Raw genomic sequence first — 22,247 nt, 5'->3', positions numbered from 1 at the left:
AAGCAAGTTTATAATGGAGGGTTTAAGATGAAATTAAAAGATAAAGTAGCGATTGTAACAGGTGGAGCGAGTGGAATTGGCGAGGCGACTGTGCGCTTGTTTACGGAGGAAGGAGCAAGTGTCGTTATTGCCGATTTATCTGAACGCGGTAAAGATGTATCGGAGGAATTGAATAACAGTGGACACGATACGTTATTTGTTAAAACAGACGTAACAAAAGAAGAGGACATCAAACAACTGATCAAAGAAACCGTGAATAAATACGGTAAACTTGATATTATGTATGCAAATGCCGGAATTGCTGATGAGGCTCCGGCACATGAATTATCTTATGAAAAATGGAAGAGAACCATTGATATTAATTTGTCTGGCGTATTTCTTTCTGATAAATATGCAATCGATCAGTTTTTAAAACAAGGAAATGGTGGTGTCATTGTTAACGCTGGTTCGATTCACAGCTTCGTAGCACTGCCAAATCCAACAGCCTATTCCTCTGCAAAAGGTGGCGTGAAGTTATTAACCCAAAACTTATGTACCGCTTATGCAAAAGAAGGAATTCGTGTGAACGCAGTATGCCCGGGTTATATAGATACCCCCTTATTAAAAGAAGCAGATTCGGAGCAAAAAGAATACCTCGCTTCCCTTCACCCACAGGGCAGACTTGGAAAGCCGGAAGAAATAGCAAAAGCTGTCCTGTTTTTGGCAAGTGATGATGCAAGTTTTGTTAATGGCACAACCTTACTTGTTGATGGTGGCTATACTGCCCAATAATTAAAAAGAGATCATAACGGCCCATTTCTAAAAAGCAATTATTTTAGAAATGGGCTTGTTCATTCTCAGGTTTAATAACTATACTTTTCTTTCTTACGATAATCTATAGAAAAGGGCCCCATTTAGAAAAGTTTACATCCAAGTTACAGCCCAATTACCTATTCACTTTCAAAGTTGCCCAGACCCCAAAGCCTTCTCAATTTTGTCACGTAATAGTTGTGACAATCCTGTGACATCTTTCCTTATTTACAGCCCAAATCTTTTGCTATACTTAATATAAAGAAAGTACAAAAAAACAAGGGGAGTTTGCATGAAGAAAAGGTTTGGCCTGTTATTCGTTGTTTTAATAGCGCTTATAATCATCATTGCCGGATGTAGTTCCACCTCTCCCGGTGATAGCGTTGCCGGGGAGGGTGAAAAAGAAGGGGGTAACAAGGATAGTAAGGTTTTAAAAATTGCTACCGTCAATAACCCGGATATGAAAATTATGCAGGATCTGACGAAAAAGCATTTCGAAAAAGACAAAGGAATCAAAGTTGAATTTGTTGTTTTGCCGGAGAACGATCTTCGTAAAAAAGTAACAGAGGATGTCGGTCTTGGAGCAGGCGCGTTTGATATCGTGACCATCAGTACCTATGATACACCAATCTGGGCCAAGAATGAGTGGATTGAACCAATCAGCCCAAGACTGGATGAAATGAGTGAAGATGACAAAAAAGCATATGACCTGGAAGATATCTTTCCGACAATGAGAGAGGCGCTTACTTATGATGATAGTCTGTATGCACTGCCCTTTTATGGGGAAAGCACGATGTTTTATTACAACAAAGAGATTTTCAAAGAAGCTGGTCTGAAAATGCCTAAGCATCCGACCTGGGAAGAAGTTGGCGATATGGCACGCGAGATCAAAGAAAAGACTGGTACACCTGGAATCGTCTTGCGTGGGCTGCCGGGATGGGGAGAAATGATGGCACCGTTGACGACGGTAATCAATTCCTTTGGCGGGTCGTATTATGACAAGGATTGGAATGCAAATCTTGATAGCAAGGAAACCAAAAATGCGGTGAATTTCTATGTTGATTTGTTAAAAGATGCCGGTCAGCCCGGGGCAACGAGTACCGGATTTACGGAAGCATTGACCATCATGTCTACCGGTAAAGCTGCAATGTGGTATGACGCAACAGTTGCTGCTGGAACATTGAACAATCCGGATGACTCTTCCGTAGCTGGAAAGATTGGTTATGCTTTTGCACCGACACAGGTGAAGGAAGAAAATACTGGCGGACTGTATGCCTGGTCACTAGCAATTGAATCAGCGAGTAAAAATAAAGATGCAGCGTTCGAATTCATTAAATGGTCTACAAGTAAGGAATATGTAGAACTTGTGGGCAAGGAAAAAGGCTGGGTTGTTGCACCATCCGGGACGAGAATCTCAACCTATGAAAACCCGGAATACAGAGAGGCAGCACCTTTTGCGGATATGGTTCTGGAAAGTATTCAAAGTGTAGATTATGATAACCCTGCCGTGGATCCTGTTCCATATGTCGGTGCACAGTATGTTGCCATTCCGGAGTTCCAGTCACTTGGAACAGAGGTCAGCCAACAGATTGCAGCGGCGATTTCCGGAGATAAATCAGTAGATCAAGCCATGAAGGAAGCCCAAAAGTTGGCAGAAGATGCAGCTGAAGAGGGAGGATATAAAAAATAGCTGACTGTAGGATTCGTCAAATTATCTTACTAGGTTTACAGAGAGAATAGAGGAGGATGGACATCTTCCTCTATTCCTCCAGGTTTGTAGTACAACAATTGGTCAAAGGCAAGAAACTAAATTTCAAAATAAAAACAAGGGGGGATGAGTATGCAAACAACTGAAAAAAAGAGAAGAGCTTCCAACCAGCCTCCTGTGAAAAGGTTAATATTGCCAAGTGCCATTTACCTGATTATCATGACGCAGATTCCTTTTTTGATCACGATTTATTTTAGTTTTCAAGATTGGAATTTAATGCGTCCGGACAAAGGTATTGTATTTAATGGGCTGGCGAATTTCAAAAAGATCCTGACCTCATCTTCCTTTTATCAGGTATTTGGGAATACGGTTGCGCTTACGGTGGCTGTTTTAATCATATGCTTCCTATTGGGATTTGCATTTGCGCTACTGATGAATCGCCATTTTTGGGGAAAAGGCATCGTTCGTACAATATTCATTACACCTTTTTTTGTGATGCCGACTGTATCGGCGATTGTATGGAAAACATTGATGTACAATCCCAATTTCGGTATGTCGTCTTATTTTGCCCATGTATTTGGAAAGGCACCGATTGATTGGTTGTCTGCACATCCGCTTTTTTCAATCATACTAATCGTATCGTGGATGTGGACGCCGTTTTTCATGTTGATTCTATTGGCAGGTTTGCAGTCACTGCCGGATGAACTGATCGAAGCAGCACAACTGGATGGGGCGAATAAAATCGGCCAGTTCATCCATGTTACCATCCCGCATTTATTCCGATATATTGAGGTCGTGTTATTGCTGGGGCTGATGTTCATCCTGCAGGTGTTTGGCGAGATCTACGTCACAACCGCTGGTGGTCCGGGTTATGCTTCTACCAATCTATCATTTTTGGTTTATCGTATCGGGTTCCAGAACTGGGATATCGGGGAGGCATCGGCAGTAGGTGTGCTGACGGTTATATTAACGATCATTATGATGATGTTCATGTTTAAATTATTAAGTCGTATGTTCAGGGAGGAACAGTCATGAAAAGAATTGCATCAGGCGGACTGACACTGCTTACCTATGTGATTGCCATTTTGTTCTTTTTCCCAATTCTATGGATTTTCATTACGGGATTCAAATCGGAAAGTGAAGCCATCAACATTCCGCCTTCCCTCTTTTTCAAGCCGTCACTAGAGAATTTTGAAATTGTCTGGCAGGCGGGAATAGGCGGGTTCTTTGCTAACTCTGTTGTTGTTACGGTGGTGTCCACAGTAATCGCGCTTTTGCTTGGAGTTCCCGCAGCATATGCCCTGGCATTATTAAAGGTAAAGCGGAAAAATGATATTTTATTCTGGATGATTTCTACCAGGTTCCTGCCTGTTGCGGGGATCATTATCCCACTGTATCTATTGTTCAAAAATGTAAATCTATTAGATTCCTTGCCTGCCTTAATATTGCTTTACGCCGGTATGAATATACCTTTGATTGTTTGGATGATGCGGTCATTTTTCAACGATGTATCCTATGAGATTATCGAAGCTACACAGGTCGATGGTGCATCCGGGTTGCAATCTTTCTTTAAAGTGGTTTTGCCGCTTGTCAGACCAGGGCTGGTATCGACCGCACTATTATCGATGGTGTTTGCCTGGAATGAATTCTTTTTCGCCGTCAGTTTGAGTTACACCAATGCTGCGACACTGCCAGTATATATGGCGTCCTATATGACACAGGAAGGATTATTCTGGGCAAAAATGTCAGCAGCTGCGTCTATCTCCATTTTCCCAGTTATCATTTTGGGCTGGTTTACACAGAAACAACTGGTTAGAGGTTTGACGATGGGAGCGGTAAAAGGATAAATCATCGCATGAATAAATATGAAATATACAGGACGAATACTTCATTCAACACATCATGCAGTGTCTGAGAAAAGGCTATTATTGTATAGTAATCAACAAATTCAAATGGAAAGGAATGAATAATATATGAAAGCTTTAGTTATTGAGAAACCATATACAGCATCTGTGAAAGAGGTTCCTTACCCGAAGCCGGGAGCCGATGAAGTAACCATCAAGGTAGAAAATATCGGCATATGCGGGACGGATATTCATATTTTCCAAGGAGAATTCCTCTCACCATATCCGATCATACCGGGACATGAATTTTCTGGCACCGTGTATGAAATTGGCGAAAACGTACAGGGGTATGAAGAGGGGGAAAGAGTCACGGCTGATCCATCGCTTTTTTGCGGGCATTGCGAATTTTGTCTGACCAATCGCGGCAACCAATGTGAAAATTGGGGAGCGATCGGTAATACAGTGGATGGCAGCATGGCGGAGTATGTCAAAGTCCCAAGTAAAAACGTTGTAAAAATCCCCGATTCCATGTCATTTGCCGAAGCGGCTTTTATCGAACCAATGGCCTGTGTCGTCCATGGAATGAATCGACTCAATCTGCAGGTTGGCAAAAGGGTGATACTATTTGGTGCCGGCGCGATGGGGCAGCAGCTGATTCAATCCGTGAAAATGGCCGGAGCATCTGAACTTGTTGTCGTGGATATCTCGCAGGATAAGCTCGATATGGCACTTGAATGGGGCGCTACCAAAGGGGTGTTAAGTGAAAATATCGAAAAAGAATTGAACAAGAAAGATTACCCGCATGGATTTGACGTGGTGATTGACGCTACCGGTATTCCAAAAGTGATTGAACAGGCATTTCAATACATGGGAAAAACGGCAACATACCTGCAGTTCGGAGTGACACCGAAAGAAGCTGCTGTACCGGTAGATACATTCAAATTGTATAACAATGACTGGACAATACTTGGCACGATGGCCATTAACCACACATTCCTGCCAGCATTTGAGTGGGTGAAGAACGGCCGGATTGACCTTGAACATATCATCTCGAAAGAAATATCGCTTGAGGAGACGATTGACTTTCTGAAAGGGCCAAGGAATCCTGATGATTTAAAAGTGCAAATCAAGTTGTAAGGATGTTCAAAAAGTCCGGTAAAAATGACGCTTCGAATTTCTTCGTTGGCTTGCTTTTCCGCTCCTCATGTACCTTTACGTACACTCCGGTGCTCAAAGCTACGCCGCCTAGAACTTCTTGGTCCTTTTTATCCTCCTTTTTGAACACGAATTATAAGACAAAAATAAACACGCAAAAAAGGGAAAAGTCACCATACATGGCTTTTCCTCTTTGTTGATAAAGGGGTTATCAGATGGATAAAGAATTGTTAATGGGAATCGATATCGGCACACAGGGAACGAAAATACTTGTAGTGGATACAAATGGTCATACGGTCGCAGTAGGAAGCTATTCCTATGATTTCTACGTTCCAAAAGCCGGCTGGGCGGAACAGGATCCACTACAATGGTGGCATGCCGTACAGAAATCACTAAAGCAGATTTGGGACAAAGGAATCAAACCGGATCAGATACGGGGAATTGGTGTATCGGGACAGATGCACAGTCTGGTTTTACTGGATGAAAATAAGGAGGAACTGGGGAATGCCATATTATGGAACGATGTCAGAACGCATAAAGAATGTACGGAAATAGAACAAATTGTAGGCAAGAGCAGCGTGTTGGGGATCACTCGCAACGCCGTACTTCCAGGGTTTACAGCACCAAAACTACTATGGGTCAGAAAGCATGAGCCGGAACGGTTTGCGCGCATTCGGCATGTGATGTTGCCAAAGGATTATATCGTTTTTAAATTGAGTGGGGTTTTTTCCTGTGATGTTTCAGACGCAAGTGGTACGGCACTGCTTGATACAAAAAAGCGAATGTGGTCCAGAGAAATGGTGGAGGCGCTGGGTATTCCATTAGCCTGGCTGCCGGAAGTTCATGAAAGTCAGACGATTGTGGGGAATGTGTCACAGCATGCAGCCACGGTTACGGAATTAGCGGTTGGTACAGAAATTGTTGCCGGTGCCGGTGATAATGCAGCGGCAGCCCTTGGCAATGGCATATATGAAGAGGGATCGGGTATTGTCAGTGTGGGAACATCAGGCACTGTTTTTGCTCCACTAAAACAACTCCCAATCGTCCACGATGACGAGCAGCTGGCTACATTACATCAGTTTTGTCATTGTTTGCCGGATACCTGGCACGCGATGGGTGTAACATTATCGGCGGGGATGTCGTTAAACTGGTTTAAGCACACGTTTTCAGAAGAATCGTATGACGCATTTCTTGCAGGAATAGACGACATTCCAGCAGGGGCAGGGGGATTGTATTATCTTCCTTATCTGAATGGTGAGCGCACACCGCATAATGATCCCGATGCCAGAGGGGTTTTCTTCGGTATCCATTATCAGCATACTCGCGACCATTTCACGAGAGCTGTTTTGGAAGGTGTATCGTACAGCCTGCGTGATTGTTATGAATTGATTAAGCGCTGCAATGTATCCATTAATGATTTATATGTAACTGGCGGTGCAAGCAAAAGTCCGGCATGGCGGCAGATTTTGACGGATGTTTTGGGACGGGGGCTAACCTTTTTTGATGGCAGGGAAGGTCCGGCATTTGGCGCGTCTTTATTGGCGGGTCTTGGCACAGGTGTCTGGGAGAACGCGAAGGCATTCCCGGCATTTTTTGACACCGGCAATGAGACCGCCATGATTCATGAAAATGCTAAACAGTACGATACTGGTTATCATATGTATAAAAAGATATATGATCATGTCAAACCCCTATTTCATTCCTAAAGAGATGATATAATGAATAGAATAGCTTCAGTAGGCGGTTTCATTTGAGACAGAGAGGATGAAAGGTGTGGAACAGTCTATATTTTTGAATTCGCGGCAAAAAGAAATATTACGGGCTTTCATGAATGAAAATAAACTAATTACCTATAAATCTCTTTCTGAATACTTCAAGTTGAGTGTGCGGACCATTCAAAGGGAGGTCAAATCACTTGCACCTATTTTAAACCGTTATCATGTTAAAATAGCCAAAAAAATTGGTTCCGGCCTTCAGTTGCAGGGGTCTGAAGCAAATATCCAGAGACTGAAAGCCCACCTGCAGGACGCACAAGTAATGGCCACATACTCTCCGGAAGAGCGCCAGGAAGGCATTGCCTATGATCTTTTATTGTCGAACGGACCATTGAAAACGGGGTATTTCAGTGCCAAATTCGGTGTTTCTGCAGCGACCATTGCTTATGATCTGGATAAGGTCAGTGCAGCTTTTGAGGAGATCGGTATGAAGGTCGAACGTGCACCGGGAATTGGCGTTTACATTGATGGCACAGAGCAGCAGCGTAGGACTTTGCTGTCACGCCTGCTGCATAAGGACATTACTTTTGAAGACTGGCTGGAGTTTTTCCAGGAGCCAGCAGGAGATAAAATTTTGTACGGAAAGTTGGGCTCGGTCATTCGCAATAGATTGCTGAAGTTTGTTCAAACCGACAAAATCATCGATGTGGATCATGTATTAAGTGAGGTATTGGATGAGCAATCAAATGTTGTTTTAACGGATAGAAATTATGTGAATCTGATCATTCATATCGTATTATCAATGGAAAGGATCCAAAGTGGAAAGGTAATCGAGTACACCAACTTAAGCCAATGGGAGCCTATTGAATCAGAGACGCTTTTACTGGCCGAAAAAATTGTCAATCGTTTGGAGCAAGTATTTTCGCTGACATTCCCCGAGATTGAAATAAAGTATATTTCACTGCATTTGGCGGGTGCAAAGGTGTCTACGGAAATGAACGAAAAAGATGGCAGCAGTGAAGAATTTATGTGGATTGAGTTGACGCAAAGCTTCATTCGTTCCATCGAATATGATCTCGGTACATCTTTTGAAGGGGATAAACTGCTGTTCGACGGTTTGGTCTCCCATTTTGTACCGGTACTTAACCGGCTGAAATATCATTTGCAAATACACAACCCGATGCTGGACAAGATAAAGGAAAATTATCCGGATGTCTTTGCTGCCTGCGAAAATGCCTGTGCGATGCTGACAGAAAAAATAGGTTATTCTATACCAGAAGATGAAGTCGGTTACTTGACCATGCATGTCGGCGCCTCGATACTGCGGATTGAAAGTTATGCGAAGGAGCAATACAAGGCGGTAGTTGTTTGCGCGAGCGGGCTTGGAACATCTATGTATCTAGCTACGAAAATCCGTTCCGAAATTCCAAATTTGCAAGTGGAAGCGGTCATCTCTATGAATGAACTTGCAGAGTGGTTACAGGATGACCGTAATGCGGATATTATTATTTCCACGGTTAACTTGCCTGTTGCAAGTGCTATGGATGTGGTGGTCGTAAGCCCTTTTCTAAAAAAAGAAGACCTTAACAGAATTAGGAATTCATTGGTCAGTACCATTCATACGGAGAAAAAAACCCCGGCACCGGCAGCAAATGTGGATGATAAAAAAGAATATGAATCTGCTTCTCTACTATCCCTTGCAACATATGGGGAAGGCATGATGCATATATTAAGGAATTTCCGTGTATATGAACATGTGAAAGTCGGTTCTGACCGGATATCCAGTCTCCTGATTCACATGGAAAATGCTGGAGCTGTTGCCAATTTGGATATACTTATTGCCGATATAAAAGAAAGAGAGCAGCAGGGTGGTTTCATATTGGATGGTCTGGCGATGCTGCATACCAAATCAAAAGGGGTGATGGCTCCGCTTGCAGCAGTATTTCGTACTGAAAAACCTGTACCATGGTATAATGATGATGGGAGCAAACAACATGTGCAAGTGATCCTTCTGTTGGTTGTTCCGGCAGATGCTCCTGAAGAACATATGAAAATGATCAGTGAAATTCCGGCATCGTTTATTGAGGAAGATTTTCTAAACGGAATCATAAATGAGGATGTACATGGGGTGCATCGCTTATTTGAAAGGGTGTTAACGGGGGCGTTTGAACAGAGAATAACTTCCGTGGCAAAGGGGTTATGATGCAAAATGAGGAGATTCGCCCAACTTTTTAGTGCGATGGTGTATCAAAATATCATCATCATCGTTGCTGTCGGTTTTATACGTGTGATTTTCGGCGATTATGGCTGGTGGTACAACGAAACGATTATACAATTAGTTAACCCGGTATACCATACCATTTTGCCTGTACTGATAGGATTTACCGGTGGAAGATTAATTGGCGGGCAAAAAGGGGGAGCTACAGCGGCCGTAGCTATATTTGGATTGACGCTTTCCAGTACAGTGCCGGCCATACTTGGCGCAATGATTATTGGACCGGTTTCAGGGTGGGTAATCAAGAAAATTGACCAATACATTATCAAAAAATTGCCGGGAGCCGGGTATGAACTCCTAATTGGAAATATATTGACTGCTTTTATTGCATTTTTATTCACATTGGTTTGTTATTTGTACATAGGAAAGATATTCTCTACCGGGATAGAACTAACGCTTCAATTTCTGGAATCCATTGTCAGTTCCAGCTGGCTGCCGATTGTGGCTGTATTCGTGGAGCCAGCTAAGGTATTGTTTTTTAATAACGTTGTAAATTTCGGAATCTTGGCTCCCTTGGGAATCCATCAGGTCAACGAATTAGGCAAATCACTATTTTTCTTAATCGAATCAAATCCAGGTCCGGGCTTGGGGATCCTGCTTGCTTATTGGCTGAAAACAAAGGGAGAACAAAGAAAGGGTGCGAAACTGGCTACCTTGGTCCATTTTTTTGGTGGAATACATGAAGTTTATTTTCCATATGTACTTAAGAAGCCAAGGCTAATCATTGCTGTCATTTTAGGTGGGATGGTCGGGGTGTATAGTTTTCAGCTATTTCATGTTGGTCTAGTGGCCATTCCTTCCCCTGGTAGTGCTTTACTTCTGGTCGGATTAGCGCCAAAAGCAGATATGCTGTTTGTTCTGCTAGGCATCCTTTTATCCGGGCTGGCATCCTTCTTGGTAAGTATATGTTTATTGCGTCAAGTATCGGAATCGCCAACAGTGAATGATACGAAAGAGACGATCAATATATTTTATAGATTAACAGAAAGTGGCAGGCTGCCTCAAGAGAATGAGGATATGGCCGATAATTCCGGGGAAAAGGTGATGAATGCAGCGGACGAGAAGACCTTGAAGGGAGCCGCCATTCATTCTATTTATTTTGTATGTGAGGCAGGAATAGGCTCCAGTGCGATGGGAGGAGCCATGCTGCGGAAAAAACTGCAACAGGCCAATTTGCCAATCACAGTTGAGAATGCATCAATTAACGATATTCCCGAGGATGCCGATCTGATCGTCTGTCATGAACGTCTGCTGCCAACAATTAAACGCGTGGTACCAAATAAAACCTATTATCCCCTTCAATCATTTACGGATATGAAGGTTTATGATCAGTTGGTTCGGGAGCTTATTTGAGTTTGAAAACGCGGGCCCTTTGGATACGGGTTGTTAGCAATTGCTCATATAAAAACCCCCAATTTGATAACTTACTCAAACCGGGGGTTGTTCTGATTATAGCTTTTGACCATTAGTTGCAATAACGTCTTTATACCAGTAGAAGGATTTTTTACGGCTTCTTTCCAATGTTCCGTTTCCTTTATCATCCTTGTCTACGTAGATGAAGCCATAGCGTTTGGACATTTCACCCGTTGAAGCACTAACCAAATCAATGCATCCCCAGCTTGTGTAACCCATCAGTTCAACGCCATCTTCTATTGCTTCACGCATTGCCTTGATATGTTCACGCAGATAATCAATTCGATAATCATCATTGATTGACCCGTCTGCTTCTACTTTGTCATATGCGCCCAGCCCGTTTTCAACAACAAACAAGGGTACTTCATATCTGCCATATAACTTATTCAAGGAAATTCTTAAACCGATTGGGTCAATCTCCCAGCCCCAATCACTGGCTTTCAGGAATGGATTTTTAACCCCACTCATGATATTTCCTTTCGTCTTTTCCTGTTCGTCCTTTTCTTTTTTCTCCGTTCGTGACATGTAGTAACTAAAGGCAATATAGTCTACTGTATGCTCTTTAATTAACTCCAAATCTCCTTCATGAATATCCAGTTTAATGCCATGTTCCTTGAAATATCGGTTGATAAAGGCTGGATATTCCCCGCGCACTTGAACATCGGCACAGAAGTAATTGAAAAGATTCTCTTCTTGCAGTGCATACATCACGTTTTCAGGATTCGAATCATATGCGTAAACAGGTGCATATATGATCATACAACCGATTTTTGAATCTGGGATAATCTCATGACAGGCTTTGACAGCGATGCTACTGGCAACAAATTGGTGATGAAACGCCTGAAACGTTGGTTGATAACGATCTTCCTCGTTTTGGATGGAAAAGCCAAGTCCCATAATAGGCATCATTAATCCACTATTGATCTCATTAAATGTCATCCAATATTTGACCTTATTTTTATAACGATTAAAAATCACATTCACGTATCTTTCAAAGAACGTAACAACGTCTCGATTTCGCCAGCCGCCATATTCCTTGACAAGATTTACCGGCATTTCATAATGGGAAATCGTTACAACTGGTTCAATTCCATATTTGTGCAGTTCATCAAAAACACGATCATAGAAAGCCAGTCCTTCTTCGTTTGGTTCCAGCTCGTCTCCGTTTGGGAAAATTCGTGTCCAGGCAATTGACATGCGGTATGCCTTAAAGCCCATTTCCGCAAACAGTGCAATATCTTCTTTGTATCGGTGGTGAAAGTCAATTGCTTCATGGTTTGGATAGCTATATTTATCCTCATGAATGTCAAAATCAAAGCCGGAGGATTGCAATATGGAAAGACGTTCTTTTCCACCTGGTAAAACATCAGCAATATTTAATCCTTTGTTTCCTTCGTGAAATCCGCCTTCTATCTGGTTGGCTGCAGTTGCTCCTCCCCATAAAAATCCTTCCGGGAATCTTTTTTCGGTTTGTGGCATGTTTATTTCCTCCTGTTTTAAAATTTAACTAAAAAAACCTAAACAAGTGTGCACCCTTTCATTGAAGGTACAATACTTGTTTAGGTTTTGCCTGCTTTATCAGTAACAATCCTGTAAAACTAATTATTCGATTTAAGTCTATTATATATTAATAATAACATAATCTCAACGTTTACCCCTCACCCCGGCCAAGTTCAGCCGGAAGCATTTATTAGTTATTTAAGGTATAGTAGAGATAAATAATACAGCAAATGAGGTAACTTAAATGAGACTTATAGCTTCAGATTTAGATGGGACACTTTTAAACGATATAGGTGAAATCAGTCGGGAAAATTTAAAGGCAATTAAAAAGGCTGGGGAAAGAGGGATCAAGTTCGTTGCAGCAACCGGAAGATCCTTTAACGCTGCCAGCAAACCACTTCAGGCTTCGGGAATTTCATGTCCAATCATTTGCCTTAATGGGGCCAACACGTATGATTTGAATAAAAATTTGATCCGTACGATAACAATGGATTTGTCTACTTGTCGGGAAATCATATCCGTTTGTCAAACATCCGTCATGTATATTGAATTTTTTACGAATTTCGGTGTTTTTTCAAACGGCAGACATCGATTCATGGAAGTTATCATTAATATTATGAAAACTGCTAATCCTGATATCACTGAAGAAGAAATCCAGCAATACGTTGAACAACGGTTTCAAGATGAGCAAGTTCAATTTATCCAAAATTACGAGGAGATTCTTTCAAATGAGAACATGAAGGTGTACAAAATTCTAGGTTTCTCCCTTCAAGATAAGGTATTGCGCAACACTATTAAAAGTTTGGAAAATAAGTCTGGATTGGCCATTACTTCTTCTGGTCCTATGAATCTTGAATTTAATCATAAGGATGCACAAAAAGGTACTGCACTCAAAGACTTCGCAAATAGTCTGGGCATCCAAATGAAAGACGTCATGGCATTGGGCGATAATTTAAATGATCGAAGTATGCTTGAACAAGCAGGACATGGAGTTGCGATGGGAAATGCAGTAGGGGAAATAAAAGAAGGGTGTAAGTATACAACAAAAACAAACAATGAAAACGGGGTAGCTTATGCTATTGAGGCGATGCTGAAGAAATATAACCTCCAAATCTAAAAGGGAAAGCCATCGAGGCTTTCCCTTTTAGATTAGAGAACTTCTCCATTTGTCGCAATGACCTGTTTATACCAATCAAAGCTTTTCTTTTTCGAACGTTTCAGTGATCCGTTTCCTTCATTATCCCGATCTACATAAATATAGCCATACCGTTTTTTCATTTCACCAGTAGAGGCACTAACAATGTCAATTGGGCCCCAGCTTGTATAGCCGATGATATCCACGCCATCCTCAATTGCCTCGCCCATTTCGGCAATATGTTTTCGCAAATAATCAATCCGGTAATCGTCATCAATCGTACCATCAGCATTCGGCTCGTCAATTGCGCCAAGACCGTTTTCCACAACAAATAATGGTTTCTGATAGCGATCGTAAAGCTGGTTTGCCGTAATACGAAAGCCTTTTGGATCAATCGTCCAGCCCCAATCGGATGTTTCAAGATACGGATTTGTAACCGAGCCAAACACATTGCCGCTTGTTTGATCTTTCAACACTTCCGGATCCGTACTTGTTGTTTTGCTGGAATAATAGCTAAATCCAATATAATCGACGGTGTGATTTTTCAACAGTTCTTCATCGCCTTCTTCCATTTCAATGGTTAAATGGTTGTCCTTGAAGAAACGCTTGGCATAACCCGGGTATTCTCCGCGGGATTGAACATCAATGAAGAAGAACGATTCCTGATCTTGTTGCATTGCTTTATAAACATCGTCTGGATTGGCGGTATACGGATAAGTGGTACCTGCTGCCAGCATACAGCCGATTTTTGCATCAGGAATGATTTCATGGCATGCCTTGACAGCACGGGCACTTGCAACCAGCTGATGATGTGCTGCCTGATACTTGATTTGTGTTTCATTTTCGCCTTCTTTAAAGACAAGGCCAGCACCAACAAATGGCAGATGCAAGAGCATGTTGATTTCATTGAAAGTCATCCAATATTTCACTTTGTCTTGATAGCGATTAAAAATCGTTTTTGCATAGGTTTCAAAGAAGTCTACAAGCTTGCGGTTTCTCCAGCTGCCATATGCTTCAATTAAGTGTACAGGAACATCAAAGTGCGCTATGGTTACGACCGGTTCGATGTTATATTTACGTAATTCATCGAACAAATCGTCATAAAACTGGAGGCCGGCTTCATTAGGCGTTTCATCATCTCCATTTGGAAAAATACGCGCCCAGGAAATGGAGACTCGTAATGCCTTAAAACCCATCTCGGCAAACAATGCGATATCTTCTTTATAATGATGATAAAAGTCAATAGCCTTATGTGATGGGTAAAATTCACCTTCGACAGGTTTTAAAGAATCGATGTTTCCATTCATAACATTCCAGCGTTTTTCACCTGTTGGCATCAAATCAACAGACGTTAACCCTTTTCCATCCTCTAAATATGCACCTTCTACTTGATTGGCGGCTAAAGCACCGCCCCATAAAAATCCTTTAGGAAATGTTGACATGATAAAAACTCCTTCGTCTTGTGATAAAGAGGAAAGGCTGGAACACTTTCCTCCTGTTATTTTCGATTATCCTTCCAATGAAAGTAGCTGGTCGCCAGTTAAGATTTGTTCACTTTCAGTTATAGCAATATCTTTATATTTATCCCAATTAGTTACAATGATCGGCGTTGTTACCGGAAAGCCAGCTTCTTTAATTTGTGCAACGTCAAATTCAATAAGGAGTTGCCCTTTATCTAATTTTGCTCCTTGTTCCACATGACCTGTGAAGTGCTTTCCATCCAGTTGCACCGTGTCCATGCCGATATGAATTAGAATTTCTGCTCCGAGATCGGTTGTAATTCCAATGGCATGGTTCGTAGGGAATAATGCTGTGACTGTTCCAGATGCAGGTGAAAGTAATTTTCCTTCTGCAGGTTCAATCGCAATCCCTTTTCCAAGTGCACCCGATGCAAATGCGGAATCTTTCACTTCTTCCAATGCTATTACTTCACCATTTAATGGACTGAAAAGATCTTCATTTTTTACATTTTCTTCAACAGTTTCTACAGTAGGTTCTTCTGCTGGTTGAGAGGGTTCTTCCGCTACTGCTGTGTCTGCTTTTTTGTTAAAACCACCAAAGAAATAAGTCAACACAAAAGCTAGAACTGCGCCAACCACAACAGCCACAATGGAACCCATGAATGCTGTATTTAAACCTTCTTCCGGATGAATCAAACTCGGGAATTGGAATATACCAAGCCCACCCATTACATAGCCTTTTGTACCAAATAATCCTAGTATTGCTCCACCAATTGCTGACGAAACAAGTGTGAAAATAAACGGTCTTTTTAATGGCAAAGCGATACCATATAAAGCGGGTTCGGTCACACCAAATATGGAAGAAATAAATGCTGGTGCACTAAGTGTTTTTGTATTTTTATTTTTCGTTTTAATCCAAACAGCCAGAACAGCTGCTGCTAAAGCAAATGAATGAACAAATATCAATGCTAAAATTGGGTCAACCCCGGAAACGGCAAAATTATTGATTGCAATCGGAACGAGTCCCCAATGTAGCCCAAACATAACAAATACCAACCAAAAGCCACCAAGGAAAGCCCCCGCGATAACAGGACTTAAATCATAGATCCAAACCGTTGCTTGTCCTAGTATCTGACTTGCCCAAGTTGCGATAGGACCAATCACAATAAAAGTTAATGGGATAATAATCAGCAATGTAAACATCGGAACTAAAAACATTTTTACAACGGATGGAATAACTTTCGCAAAGAATTTTTCAAGCTTGGCTGCAAAAAATGCTGAGACAATGATTGGTATAACGGACATGGAATAGGTCATTAAAATAACCGGGATACCAAAGAACTCAATATAGACAGGTGATTCAAACATGGTTCCCGCAAACAATGTATACAAAGGTTCTCCTGCTTCCGGTATTCCTTCAAGTGCTGGATAAACCAAAGCCATCCCGATAACCATACCAATAAAAGGCGTTCCACCGAATTTTTTCATTGCACTATAACCTAAAATAATCGGTAAGAAATAAAATAGCGCATCTCCTGTTGCATTTAAAATTTGGTACGTTCCACCTTCTTCATTAAGCCATCCAAGCGCAACAAACAAAGCGTTGAAACCTTTAATCATACCAGAGGCAGCCAATACCCCAAGTATCGGAGTGAAGATACCGGAAATCATATCAATAAAACGGTTAAATAGATTACCTTTTTCAACATTATCATCAGCATCAACAGGCGCTTCGGCGTTAAAACCTCCAACCTCTACAACTGCTTTATACACATCAGGCACATGGTTGCCGATAACTACTTGATATTGGCCACCACTTTTCATGACTGTCACAACACCATCCATATTTTTTAACACGTCTGTATTCGCTTTACTTTCATCTTTTAATTTAAAGCGAAGACGGGTAATACAATGGACGACACTAGTAACGTTTTCTTTACCACCGACATTTTTAATAATATCTTTGGCCAATTGTTCGTACTTCATTATTCTCCCTGCTTTCTATTCTAATTGTCTATTATAATGCAATCAATTTTCTTTACCTTTTTCTACATAACCCATATCATTGTAAGATTCTATTTTGTATTCACCATCTTTATAGGTTAATTTGGTTATACTAGCATTTTCTAACTGTTCTCCTGTGAATTCGGGATCAATACTTTCAAGTAAAGCATTTATCGACAAACCACTCGATACGACCAGTACATTGCCACCACCGTTTTCAGCCGCTTTTTTACTGATGTCATCCAGTGCTTCGCGAGTTCTTGTGGTTATTTGCTTCCAATTTTCTGCTTCTCCTGTTTCATCCAGTTCAGCAATGGTATCGGCTATTTTCTCAAGACTAACTGTCGACATCAATTTTTCGAACGGTACATCATTTGCTTTTGAAATATCATCCCACATGGTTTCGTTTAAGTCGCCTTCGTATTTTCCAAAATACCATTCACGTAATCGATCGTCTTGCGCTAATTTTGTATCTGATTGATCGCTATTATCCAAGACTGTTTTTGCTGTGCTAATATGACGTCCACTGTCACCACTATATGCTGCTGTAAATGGTACATCTTTTAGCCCTTTTCCCAAATACTCTGCCACTTTTTTACCTTCATCTGTTAGAGGCGCATCAGCCCAACCTTGTACACGGTCCGTTTTATTAAGTAATGTTTCACCGTGACGGGTCAAGTAAAGCGTAACTGTATTGTCTGCATTTTGTTCTTTGGCGGAACTTGATTCTTCTGATTGGCTAGCATTGGTTTCCTTCTCTTGATTACATGCAGCCAATCCAAACAGGAAAAGAACGGATATAAAAACAATAGATAACTTTTTCATTTGAACCCCTCCAAAAATTAATGAATTTCATAAAAAAACCTAAGTTACGTTCAGCATAAAGAGAATAATCCCTCTAAACCGTCAGTAACTTAGGTTTTGCCTGCTTCATCAGTAACAATCCTAAAGTTAACCTAACATTTCTTATTAATAATACGCGCAAACATTTAGCGTTTTAAGATGAATGATCTATTTGATGCCGATTGGTAATTCGATGGATATGCAATGTTAAATAGACCTTTTCATCGTTGGAAATGTTCCAATCATAGTTCTTGGCAATGTAGGTTGCAATCCTTTCTGTACATTCAAATGCGGCCACATACTTCTTTTTGACCTGTTCATACAGGAAATTGTCATATGCCTCGTTTGATTCTTCTTTGCGAATGAAGCGAATGGCAAAGAACCGGAGATGCGTTAGAAATCGCTCATAGTTAATGGAGTTCTCATCTAATTCTATCTTGAAAAAGTATTTGACGATATTCAGGATATTGTTAACCAATTCCGTTACTTTAATGGCCATATCCATATTTTCTCCAGAAAGTTGACTATTGACCAGGTGTAGTGCGATAGAAGCTGCTTCATCTTCTTCCAGTCTGACCCCTGTATCTTCTTCTACCATGTCCAGTGCTTTTAATGCGATTTGAAATTCTTGTTTATAGTACCTGCGAATTTCCCATAGCAACGGGTTCTTTAAGTCAATACCGTTTTTATGCCTTGTAATCGCAAAACTCAAGTGGTCGGTTAATGCAACATATAAATAGTCATCTAATTTATATGTTAGATGGGATTTGGCCAATTCAAGAATTTTGTAGGAAAGCTCCAAATATATCTCAGGTGTATCTTTCATCAATTCAGCAAGCTTTTTAGCCACACCAGAACTTTCCAGGACAAAGGTTTTCTCTATTTTGGCAGTGTCAATAACGTCTCTAACCTTTTTTTGAAACGCCAAACCTCTGCCCATGACAACGACTTCCTGATCCGATTCATCTCTGGACATTACTACATTATTGTTTAATACCTTCGTAATTTTCATTTGCATTCACACCTGAAAGAGTATTTGTAAATCCTTCTGGCACCTATTTACTTACTAATTAAAAAAACCTGGATTAATCAAAATTGTAGACAAATAGTCCCACAACCAACTTTGATTAACCCAGGTTTTGCCTGCCAGACAGTAACAATCCTTTGATTAACTTCATTATAAATGATTGCGGTTTCAATTGCAAGAGGAAAAATGGATATTTTGTCGATGTTTTTGGAAATAAGATGGAGGACTTTGGTGCGTCATTGAATTACTTGATTAATATGGGCGTTTAGTTGGATTATTATAAATGATTGCGGTTTCAATTGCAAGAGGAAAAATGGATATTTTGTCGATGTTTTTGGAAATAAGATGGAGGACTTTGGTGCGTCATTGAATTACTTGATTAATATGGGCGTTTAGTTGGATTGACAAAAGTTTGGAAGTTATTGATAGTTGAAATGAGGATTAAGCCTCGTTTAAGTGAAAGGCGGGAATTAGATGACTACAGAAATTAAAATTGAACACAACCCAATCAAGCAAGCTATTACTACATTGAAAGGGTCTGCCCAAAACTTTCAATCTTCCTTTCCAGATGAGATAGAAGGGGGAAATCATCTGGATCTATTGGACCAGCTGAACGAATTAAATCACACGTACGCAACACTGCTACAATCATATCAGTTATTAATGCTGAAACACATCCATACAACCGAAAATTCTGTTGCGTCGTTAATGGAAACCGACCAACAACTTGGGGACTACATCGGCTTTCTGAAATAGTTCGGTACGAGGAGGGTTGGAATGAAAACATTAGATGTGGCAAGTTTGCAAGAAGGGGTCACCGCAACGCTACAGGAAATTGAAAACATTCAAAGTAAAATAACGGAGATGCAAAAAGGCGTTCGCGGTATGATTGACTTGGAAGACCATTTAAAAGGTAAAATGGGCGATTCTATCCGTTCTTTTTATGAAGGTATCCATGAACCCTTTTTGATTTTTTTGTACCAATCGTTAACCCATTACAGCCAGGCATTGGAAAAATTGCAACAGGCTGTTTATTCTTATGAATCTAATGAAAATGGGATTGTACGTGAAGATTTTATGGATAATGATGTTCTAAATGGATTGGACAAGGCCGAGCAAGTAACTTCAGCATTAGTTGACGAAGCGAATGGAATCATGGATCGTATTTCTGATCTTATCTCTTTGCCAAAGCTCGACATGGAGGAATTTGATTCCATGATGCAAAAAGGTAAAAGGAAAGTAAAGAATAGCCTGGAACAGTTGTATGAACTGGATCATGAACAAACCAAATCATTAAGTGAAGTGGGAAAAGATCTGAAGTTATTGAATCAATACATAAATGAGATGTCACATAATTTTGCTTCTGATTATTCCATTACATCATTTGATGCGCTGTCAGCCTTGAAGTTAACGACACTTCCTACTATTTTAAAGGAAGTATATGGAGAGCCTGTTAAAGAGGAAGAAGACCCCAGTTTATGGACCAAAATAAAAGACGGAGCCGTGGCGTTTGGCAAAGGAGCGGTCAGTACAGGGAAAGGTGCTGTGCTTGGCAGTTTTGATGTTGGAAAAGATACGTTAGTTGGTTTAGGAAATACATTTATGCATCCGGTTAAGACGGGAACAGCGCTAAGGAATATGATTCAGCACCCAAAGGTTACGGGCAAACTCCTGGGTCAAACAATCGCAGAATCATATAAACGTGATATGATCAATGGGGATGCTCAAAGCCGTTCGCACTGGGTTACGTATGCATTGGGTAATGCAGCGGTTTCAGTGGTTGGTACAAAGGGCGCTGGAACGGTGACGAAGACTAGTGTGACAACAACTAAAGCTAGTGTGAAAACAGCTGCAACGGCGGCTAGTAAATCTGTGAAAGACGCGGACTTATCAAGATTTTTACCTTATACACCACAGTATCAGTTGGCCGGGGGAGCCAGGGTACCTTATAATGTGGTGGATGGGAAGTTTTTGAAGGATCAGTTGATTTGGAAGGCGGAAAATCTACCGGGGACGGAGAAACATTTGAATAACTTGGGAAAAGCGACAGTATGGGGCGATATAAAAATTACCCAACCATTGTATAAGGGTACGAAAATACCTAAGTCATTTGAATTAACTGTAGATGGTGATAAATTTTGGGTGCATCCCAATGGTACTAAACATATGGTTGAATATATAACAAAGGATGAAGCTACACACGGTATGCCAATAAATAGTCAAACATTATTGTCTAGTTTCCAAAACTCTGTAAAAACAGTCAATAAGAACGGTATAGTATATGATGAACTCATAAATGTAGGTGATTGGGAATTAATATTTAGTAAGCCACGTGGCGACAAATTGCAACCAGTTATAAAGCATGCCGTGTATAGACCTAATAATTAAAGGGAGGTATCTTTATTCATGCTAACTGTAAAAAAATACAAAGAGAAAACATATGAGAGTATTGAATTTGATATATATACACCAATCAATATTGAATTTGGTACTTGGAACATTTCAAAGGAGCCCACGCTATATTGGAGAACTGGTGATTTTAAAAAATCTTTAATAGAAATTGGTATTGGGAGCGATACAGGGGTTTTGCGTTCCATTACCTTAACATTGAGCGAGAACGTGCTCAAAACAGAGAATAATGAACATTTAGTTACGAATCATGTTGAAGTGGCTGAGGGAACCCCTGTGTTTTGGGTGGATGAATATGCCAATGAAACCTATATAGATGAAAAAGGGAAATTAAATGTTTACATAGGGAAAGATAATATATATATATCATTTTCGGAAAGTGAAATAATATCACTTATCAAAAATAATACCATTCTATTTAGTATGGACGGAAATAATCAATTTTGCGGCATTTTAATAAATGGGGTAGGAACGAATGACAAAGAGTTACTAGAAAAGGCATTATCAATCTAAAACAGTGCCGCCTTGTAAAGTGGACCCTATTGTCAAGACACCAATTTTATAAAAATAAGGTGGGTCTATTATTTTATCCTTATCCCATCTTACTGACTAGGTTTTTCCTGGCTCGGAAAGATAATCGCTCAAGATGGGATAATGGCTATCTAATGAAAATAAATCGAAGCTGGTGTCTGATAATCCAATAAATCGATACATTCCAAGAGGCAATTGATAATTGGGAGTAAGACTATTTAGTGACGTCTAAAAAGTAGTATAAACGCCAATCGATTCTTAAATGGTGCAAGAAATATAGGATAATTTCGCATTGTACCTAACACCACTATAATAAGGGCGCGGAGCAAGTTGTAGTGACAGGTGATATCTCGTTTCATTCGGGGGGATTTTCCAAAGGATACGCAGGATATGCTTAATTAAAGAACCTTGATTGGCCTACGTTGCCTTTTAGGGTTCT

At 40.6% G+C, this 22,247-nt stretch carries 17 protein-coding genes; 12 read left to right on the top strand and 5 right to left on the bottom strand.

The features are described 5' to 3' along the window. Window positions 1-27 precede the first annotated feature (27 nt). The 8 genes from O2S85_RS14290 to O2S85_RS14255 all read left to right on the top strand — a co-directional run bounded on the left by O2S85_RS14290 (window position 28) and on the right by O2S85_RS14255 (window position 10,839). A complete protein-coding gene (locus O2S85_RS14290) occupies window positions 28-771 on the top strand; it encodes an SDR family NAD(P)-dependent oxidoreductase (RefSeq protein ID WP_269409972.1) in 744 nt (247 codons plus the stop codon). A gap of 310 nt (window positions 772-1,081) precedes the next feature. After that, window positions 1,082-2,479 carry an ABC transporter substrate-binding protein gene (locus tag O2S85_RS14285; RefSeq protein ID WP_269409971.1) on the top strand — a complete coding sequence of 466 codons (1,398 nt, stop codon included), beginning with the start codon at window positions 1,082-1,084 and terminating at the stop codon, window positions 2,477-2,479. A gap of 150 nt (window positions 2,480-2,629) precedes the next feature. Next, complete coding sequence (locus O2S85_RS14280; RefSeq protein ID WP_269409970.1) at window positions 2,630-3,532, top strand: carbohydrate ABC transporter permease; 903 nt, start codon at window positions 2,630-2,632, stop codon at window positions 3,530-3,532. Continuing rightward, window positions 3,529-4,344 carry a carbohydrate ABC transporter permease gene (locus O2S85_RS14275; protein WP_269409969.1) on the top strand — a complete coding sequence of 272 codons (816 nt, stop codon included), beginning with the start codon at window positions 3,529-3,531 and terminating at the stop codon, window positions 4,342-4,344. The genes O2S85_RS14280 and O2S85_RS14275 overlap by 4 nt, the downstream gene beginning before the upstream one ends. A 126-nt stretch (window positions 4,345-4,470) precedes the next feature. After that, window positions 4,471-5,478: a zinc-dependent alcohol dehydrogenase family protein gene (locus O2S85_RS14270; RefSeq protein WP_269409968.1), complete on the top strand. Its 1,008-nt coding sequence runs from the start codon at window positions 4,471-4,473 to the stop codon at window positions 5,476-5,478. Between the two features lie 233 nt (window positions 5,479-5,711). Next, a complete protein-coding gene (xylB, locus tag O2S85_RS14265; protein ID WP_269409967.1) occupies window positions 5,712-7,202 on the top strand; it encodes a xylulokinase in 1,491 nt (496 codons plus the stop codon). 67 nt (window positions 7,203-7,269) lie between these two features. Continuing rightward, the gene (locus tag O2S85_RS14260; RefSeq protein WP_269409966.1) at window positions 7,270-9,414 is read left to right on the top strand and encodes a BglG family transcription antiterminator; all 2,145 of its coding nucleotides are present in this window, start codon (window positions 7,270-7,272) and stop codon (window positions 9,412-9,414) included. A 36-nt stretch (window positions 9,415-9,450) separates the two neighbouring features. Beyond that, window positions 9,451-10,839: a PTS transporter subunit EIIC gene (locus O2S85_RS14255; protein WP_269409965.1), complete on the top strand. Its 1,389-nt coding sequence runs from the start codon at window positions 9,451-9,453 to the stop codon at window positions 10,837-10,839. A gap of 96 nt (window positions 10,840-10,935) precedes the next feature. Here O2S85_RS14255 and O2S85_RS14250 read toward each other — a convergent pair whose 3' ends face one another. After that, complete coding sequence (locus tag O2S85_RS14250) at window positions 10,936-12,378, bottom strand: glycoside hydrolase family 1 protein (RefSeq protein WP_269409964.1); 1,443 nt, start codon at window positions 12,376-12,378, stop codon at window positions 10,936-10,938. Between the two features lie 265 nt (window positions 12,379-12,643). On the opposite strand from O2S85_RS14250, the gene O2S85_RS14245 reads away from it, so the two are divergent. Then, the gene (locus O2S85_RS14245) at window positions 12,644-13,516 is read left to right on the top strand and encodes a Cof-type HAD-IIB family hydrolase (RefSeq protein ID WP_269409963.1); all 873 of its coding nucleotides are present in this window, start codon (window positions 12,644-12,646) and stop codon (window positions 13,514-13,516) included. A gap of 32 nt (window positions 13,517-13,548) precedes the next feature. Here the strand turns inward: O2S85_RS14245 and O2S85_RS14240 are convergent, their stop codons facing one another. From O2S85_RS14240 to licT, 4 genes are all read right to left on the bottom strand, one after another. Next, window positions 13,549-14,976: a 6-phospho-beta-glucosidase gene (locus O2S85_RS14240; protein WP_269409962.1), complete on the bottom strand. Its 1,428-nt coding sequence runs from the start codon at window positions 14,974-14,976 to the stop codon at window positions 13,549-13,551. A gap of 66 nt (window positions 14,977-15,042) precedes the next feature. Further along, window positions 15,043-16,980, bottom strand: a complete 1,938-nt coding sequence (locus tag O2S85_RS14235; protein WP_269409961.1) for a beta-glucoside-specific PTS transporter subunit IIABC — start codon at window positions 16,978-16,980, stop codon at window positions 15,043-15,045. Between the two features lie 42 nt (window positions 16,981-17,022). Then, entirely contained in the window at window positions 17,023-17,823 is an 801-nt protein-coding gene (locus O2S85_RS14230) for a histidine phosphatase family protein (protein ID WP_269409960.1), read from the bottom strand. Window positions 17,824-17,995: 172 nt separating this feature from the next. After that, window positions 17,996-18,853 carry a BglG family transcription antiterminator LicT gene (gene licT, locus O2S85_RS14225; protein WP_269409959.1) on the bottom strand — a complete coding sequence of 286 codons (858 nt, stop codon included), beginning with the start codon at window positions 18,851-18,853 and terminating at the stop codon, window positions 17,996-17,998. A gap of 489 nt (window positions 18,854-19,342) precedes the next feature. On the opposite strand from licT, the gene O2S85_RS14220 reads away from it, so the two are divergent. From O2S85_RS14220 to O2S85_RS14210, 3 genes are read left to right on the top strand one after another with little or no spacing between them, the layout of a single operon-like run. Beyond that, window positions 19,343-19,624 (top strand): YwqI/YxiC family protein, encoded by a 282-nt coding sequence (locus O2S85_RS14220; protein ID WP_269409958.1) that lies wholly within the window; start codon window positions 19,343-19,345, stop codon window positions 19,622-19,624. A 21-nt stretch (window positions 19,625-19,645) separates the two neighbouring features. Then, the gene (locus O2S85_RS14215; protein WP_269409957.1) at window positions 19,646-21,256 is read left to right on the top strand and encodes a T7SS effector LXG polymorphic toxin; all 1,611 of its coding nucleotides are present in this window, start codon (window positions 19,646-19,648) and stop codon (window positions 21,254-21,256) included. An 18-nt stretch (window positions 21,257-21,274) separates the two neighbouring features. Then, window positions 21,275-21,790, top strand: a complete 516-nt coding sequence (locus tag O2S85_RS14210; RefSeq protein WP_269409956.1) for a hypothetical protein — start codon at window positions 21,275-21,277, stop codon at window positions 21,788-21,790. Window positions 21,791-22,247 lie beyond the last annotated feature (457 nt).

Source organism: Lentibacillus daqui (genome assembly GCF_027186265.1).
In the GTDB taxonomy this organism is placed as follows: Bacteria; Bacillota; Bacilli; order Bacillales; family Amphibacillaceae; genus Lentibacillus_C; species Lentibacillus_C daqui.
The sequence above is the reverse complement of the archived record's forward strand: the minus strand, read 5'-3'. Positions and strand labels throughout refer to the sequence as shown.

Coding starts and splice junctions, on each gene's coding strand:
- O2S85_RS14220 (WP_269409958.1), top strand. CDS start 19,343: ATGACTACAGAAATTAAAATTGAACACAACCCAATCAAGCAAGCTATT.
- O2S85_RS14255 (WP_269409965.1), top strand. CDS start 9,451: ATGGTGTATCAAAATATCATCATCATCGTTGCTGTCGGTTTTATACGT.
- O2S85_RS14285 (WP_269409971.1), top strand. CDS start 1,082: ATGAAGAAAAGGTTTGGCCTGTTATTCGTTGTTTTAATAGCGCTTATA.
- O2S85_RS14275 (WP_269409969.1), top strand. CDS start 3,529: ATGAAAAGAATTGCATCAGGCGGACTGACACTGCTTACCTATGTGATT.
- O2S85_RS14250 (WP_269409964.1), bottom strand. CDS start 12,378: ATGCCACAAACCGAAAAAAGATTCCCGGAAGGATTTTTATGGGGAGGA.
- O2S85_RS14280 (WP_269409970.1), top strand. CDS start 2,630: ATGCAAACAACTGAAAAAAAGAGAAGAGCTTCCAACCAGCCTCCTGTG.
- O2S85_RS14215 (WP_269409957.1), top strand. CDS start 19,646: ATGAAAACATTAGATGTGGCAAGTTTGCAAGAAGGGGTCACCGCAACG.
- xylB (WP_269409967.1), top strand. CDS start 5,712: ATGGATAAAGAATTGTTAATGGGAATCGATATCGGCACACAGGGAACG.
- O2S85_RS14270 (WP_269409968.1), top strand. CDS start 4,471: ATGAAAGCTTTAGTTATTGAGAAACCATATACAGCATCTGTGAAAGAG.
- O2S85_RS14240 (WP_269409962.1), bottom strand. CDS start 14,976: ATGTCAACATTTCCTAAAGGATTTTTATGGGGCGGTGCTTTAGCCGCC.
- O2S85_RS14235 (WP_269409961.1), bottom strand. CDS start 16,980: ATGAAGTACGAACAATTGGCCAAAGATATTATTAAAAATGTCGGTGGT.
- O2S85_RS14290 (WP_269409972.1), top strand. CDS start 28: ATGAAATTAAAAGATAAAGTAGCGATTGTAACAGGTGGAGCGAGTGGA.
- licT (WP_269409959.1), bottom strand. CDS start 18,853: ATGAAAATTACGAAGGTATTAAACAATAATGTAGTAATGTCCAGAGAT.
- O2S85_RS14230 (WP_269409960.1), bottom strand. CDS start 17,823: ATGAAAAAGTTATCTATTGTTTTTATATCCGTTCTTTTCCTGTTTGGA.
- O2S85_RS14210 (WP_269409956.1), top strand. CDS start 21,275: ATGCTAACTGTAAAAAAATACAAAGAGAAAACATATGAGAGTATTGAA.
- O2S85_RS14245 (WP_269409963.1), top strand. CDS start 12,644: ATGAGACTTATAGCTTCAGATTTAGATGGGACACTTTTAAACGATATA.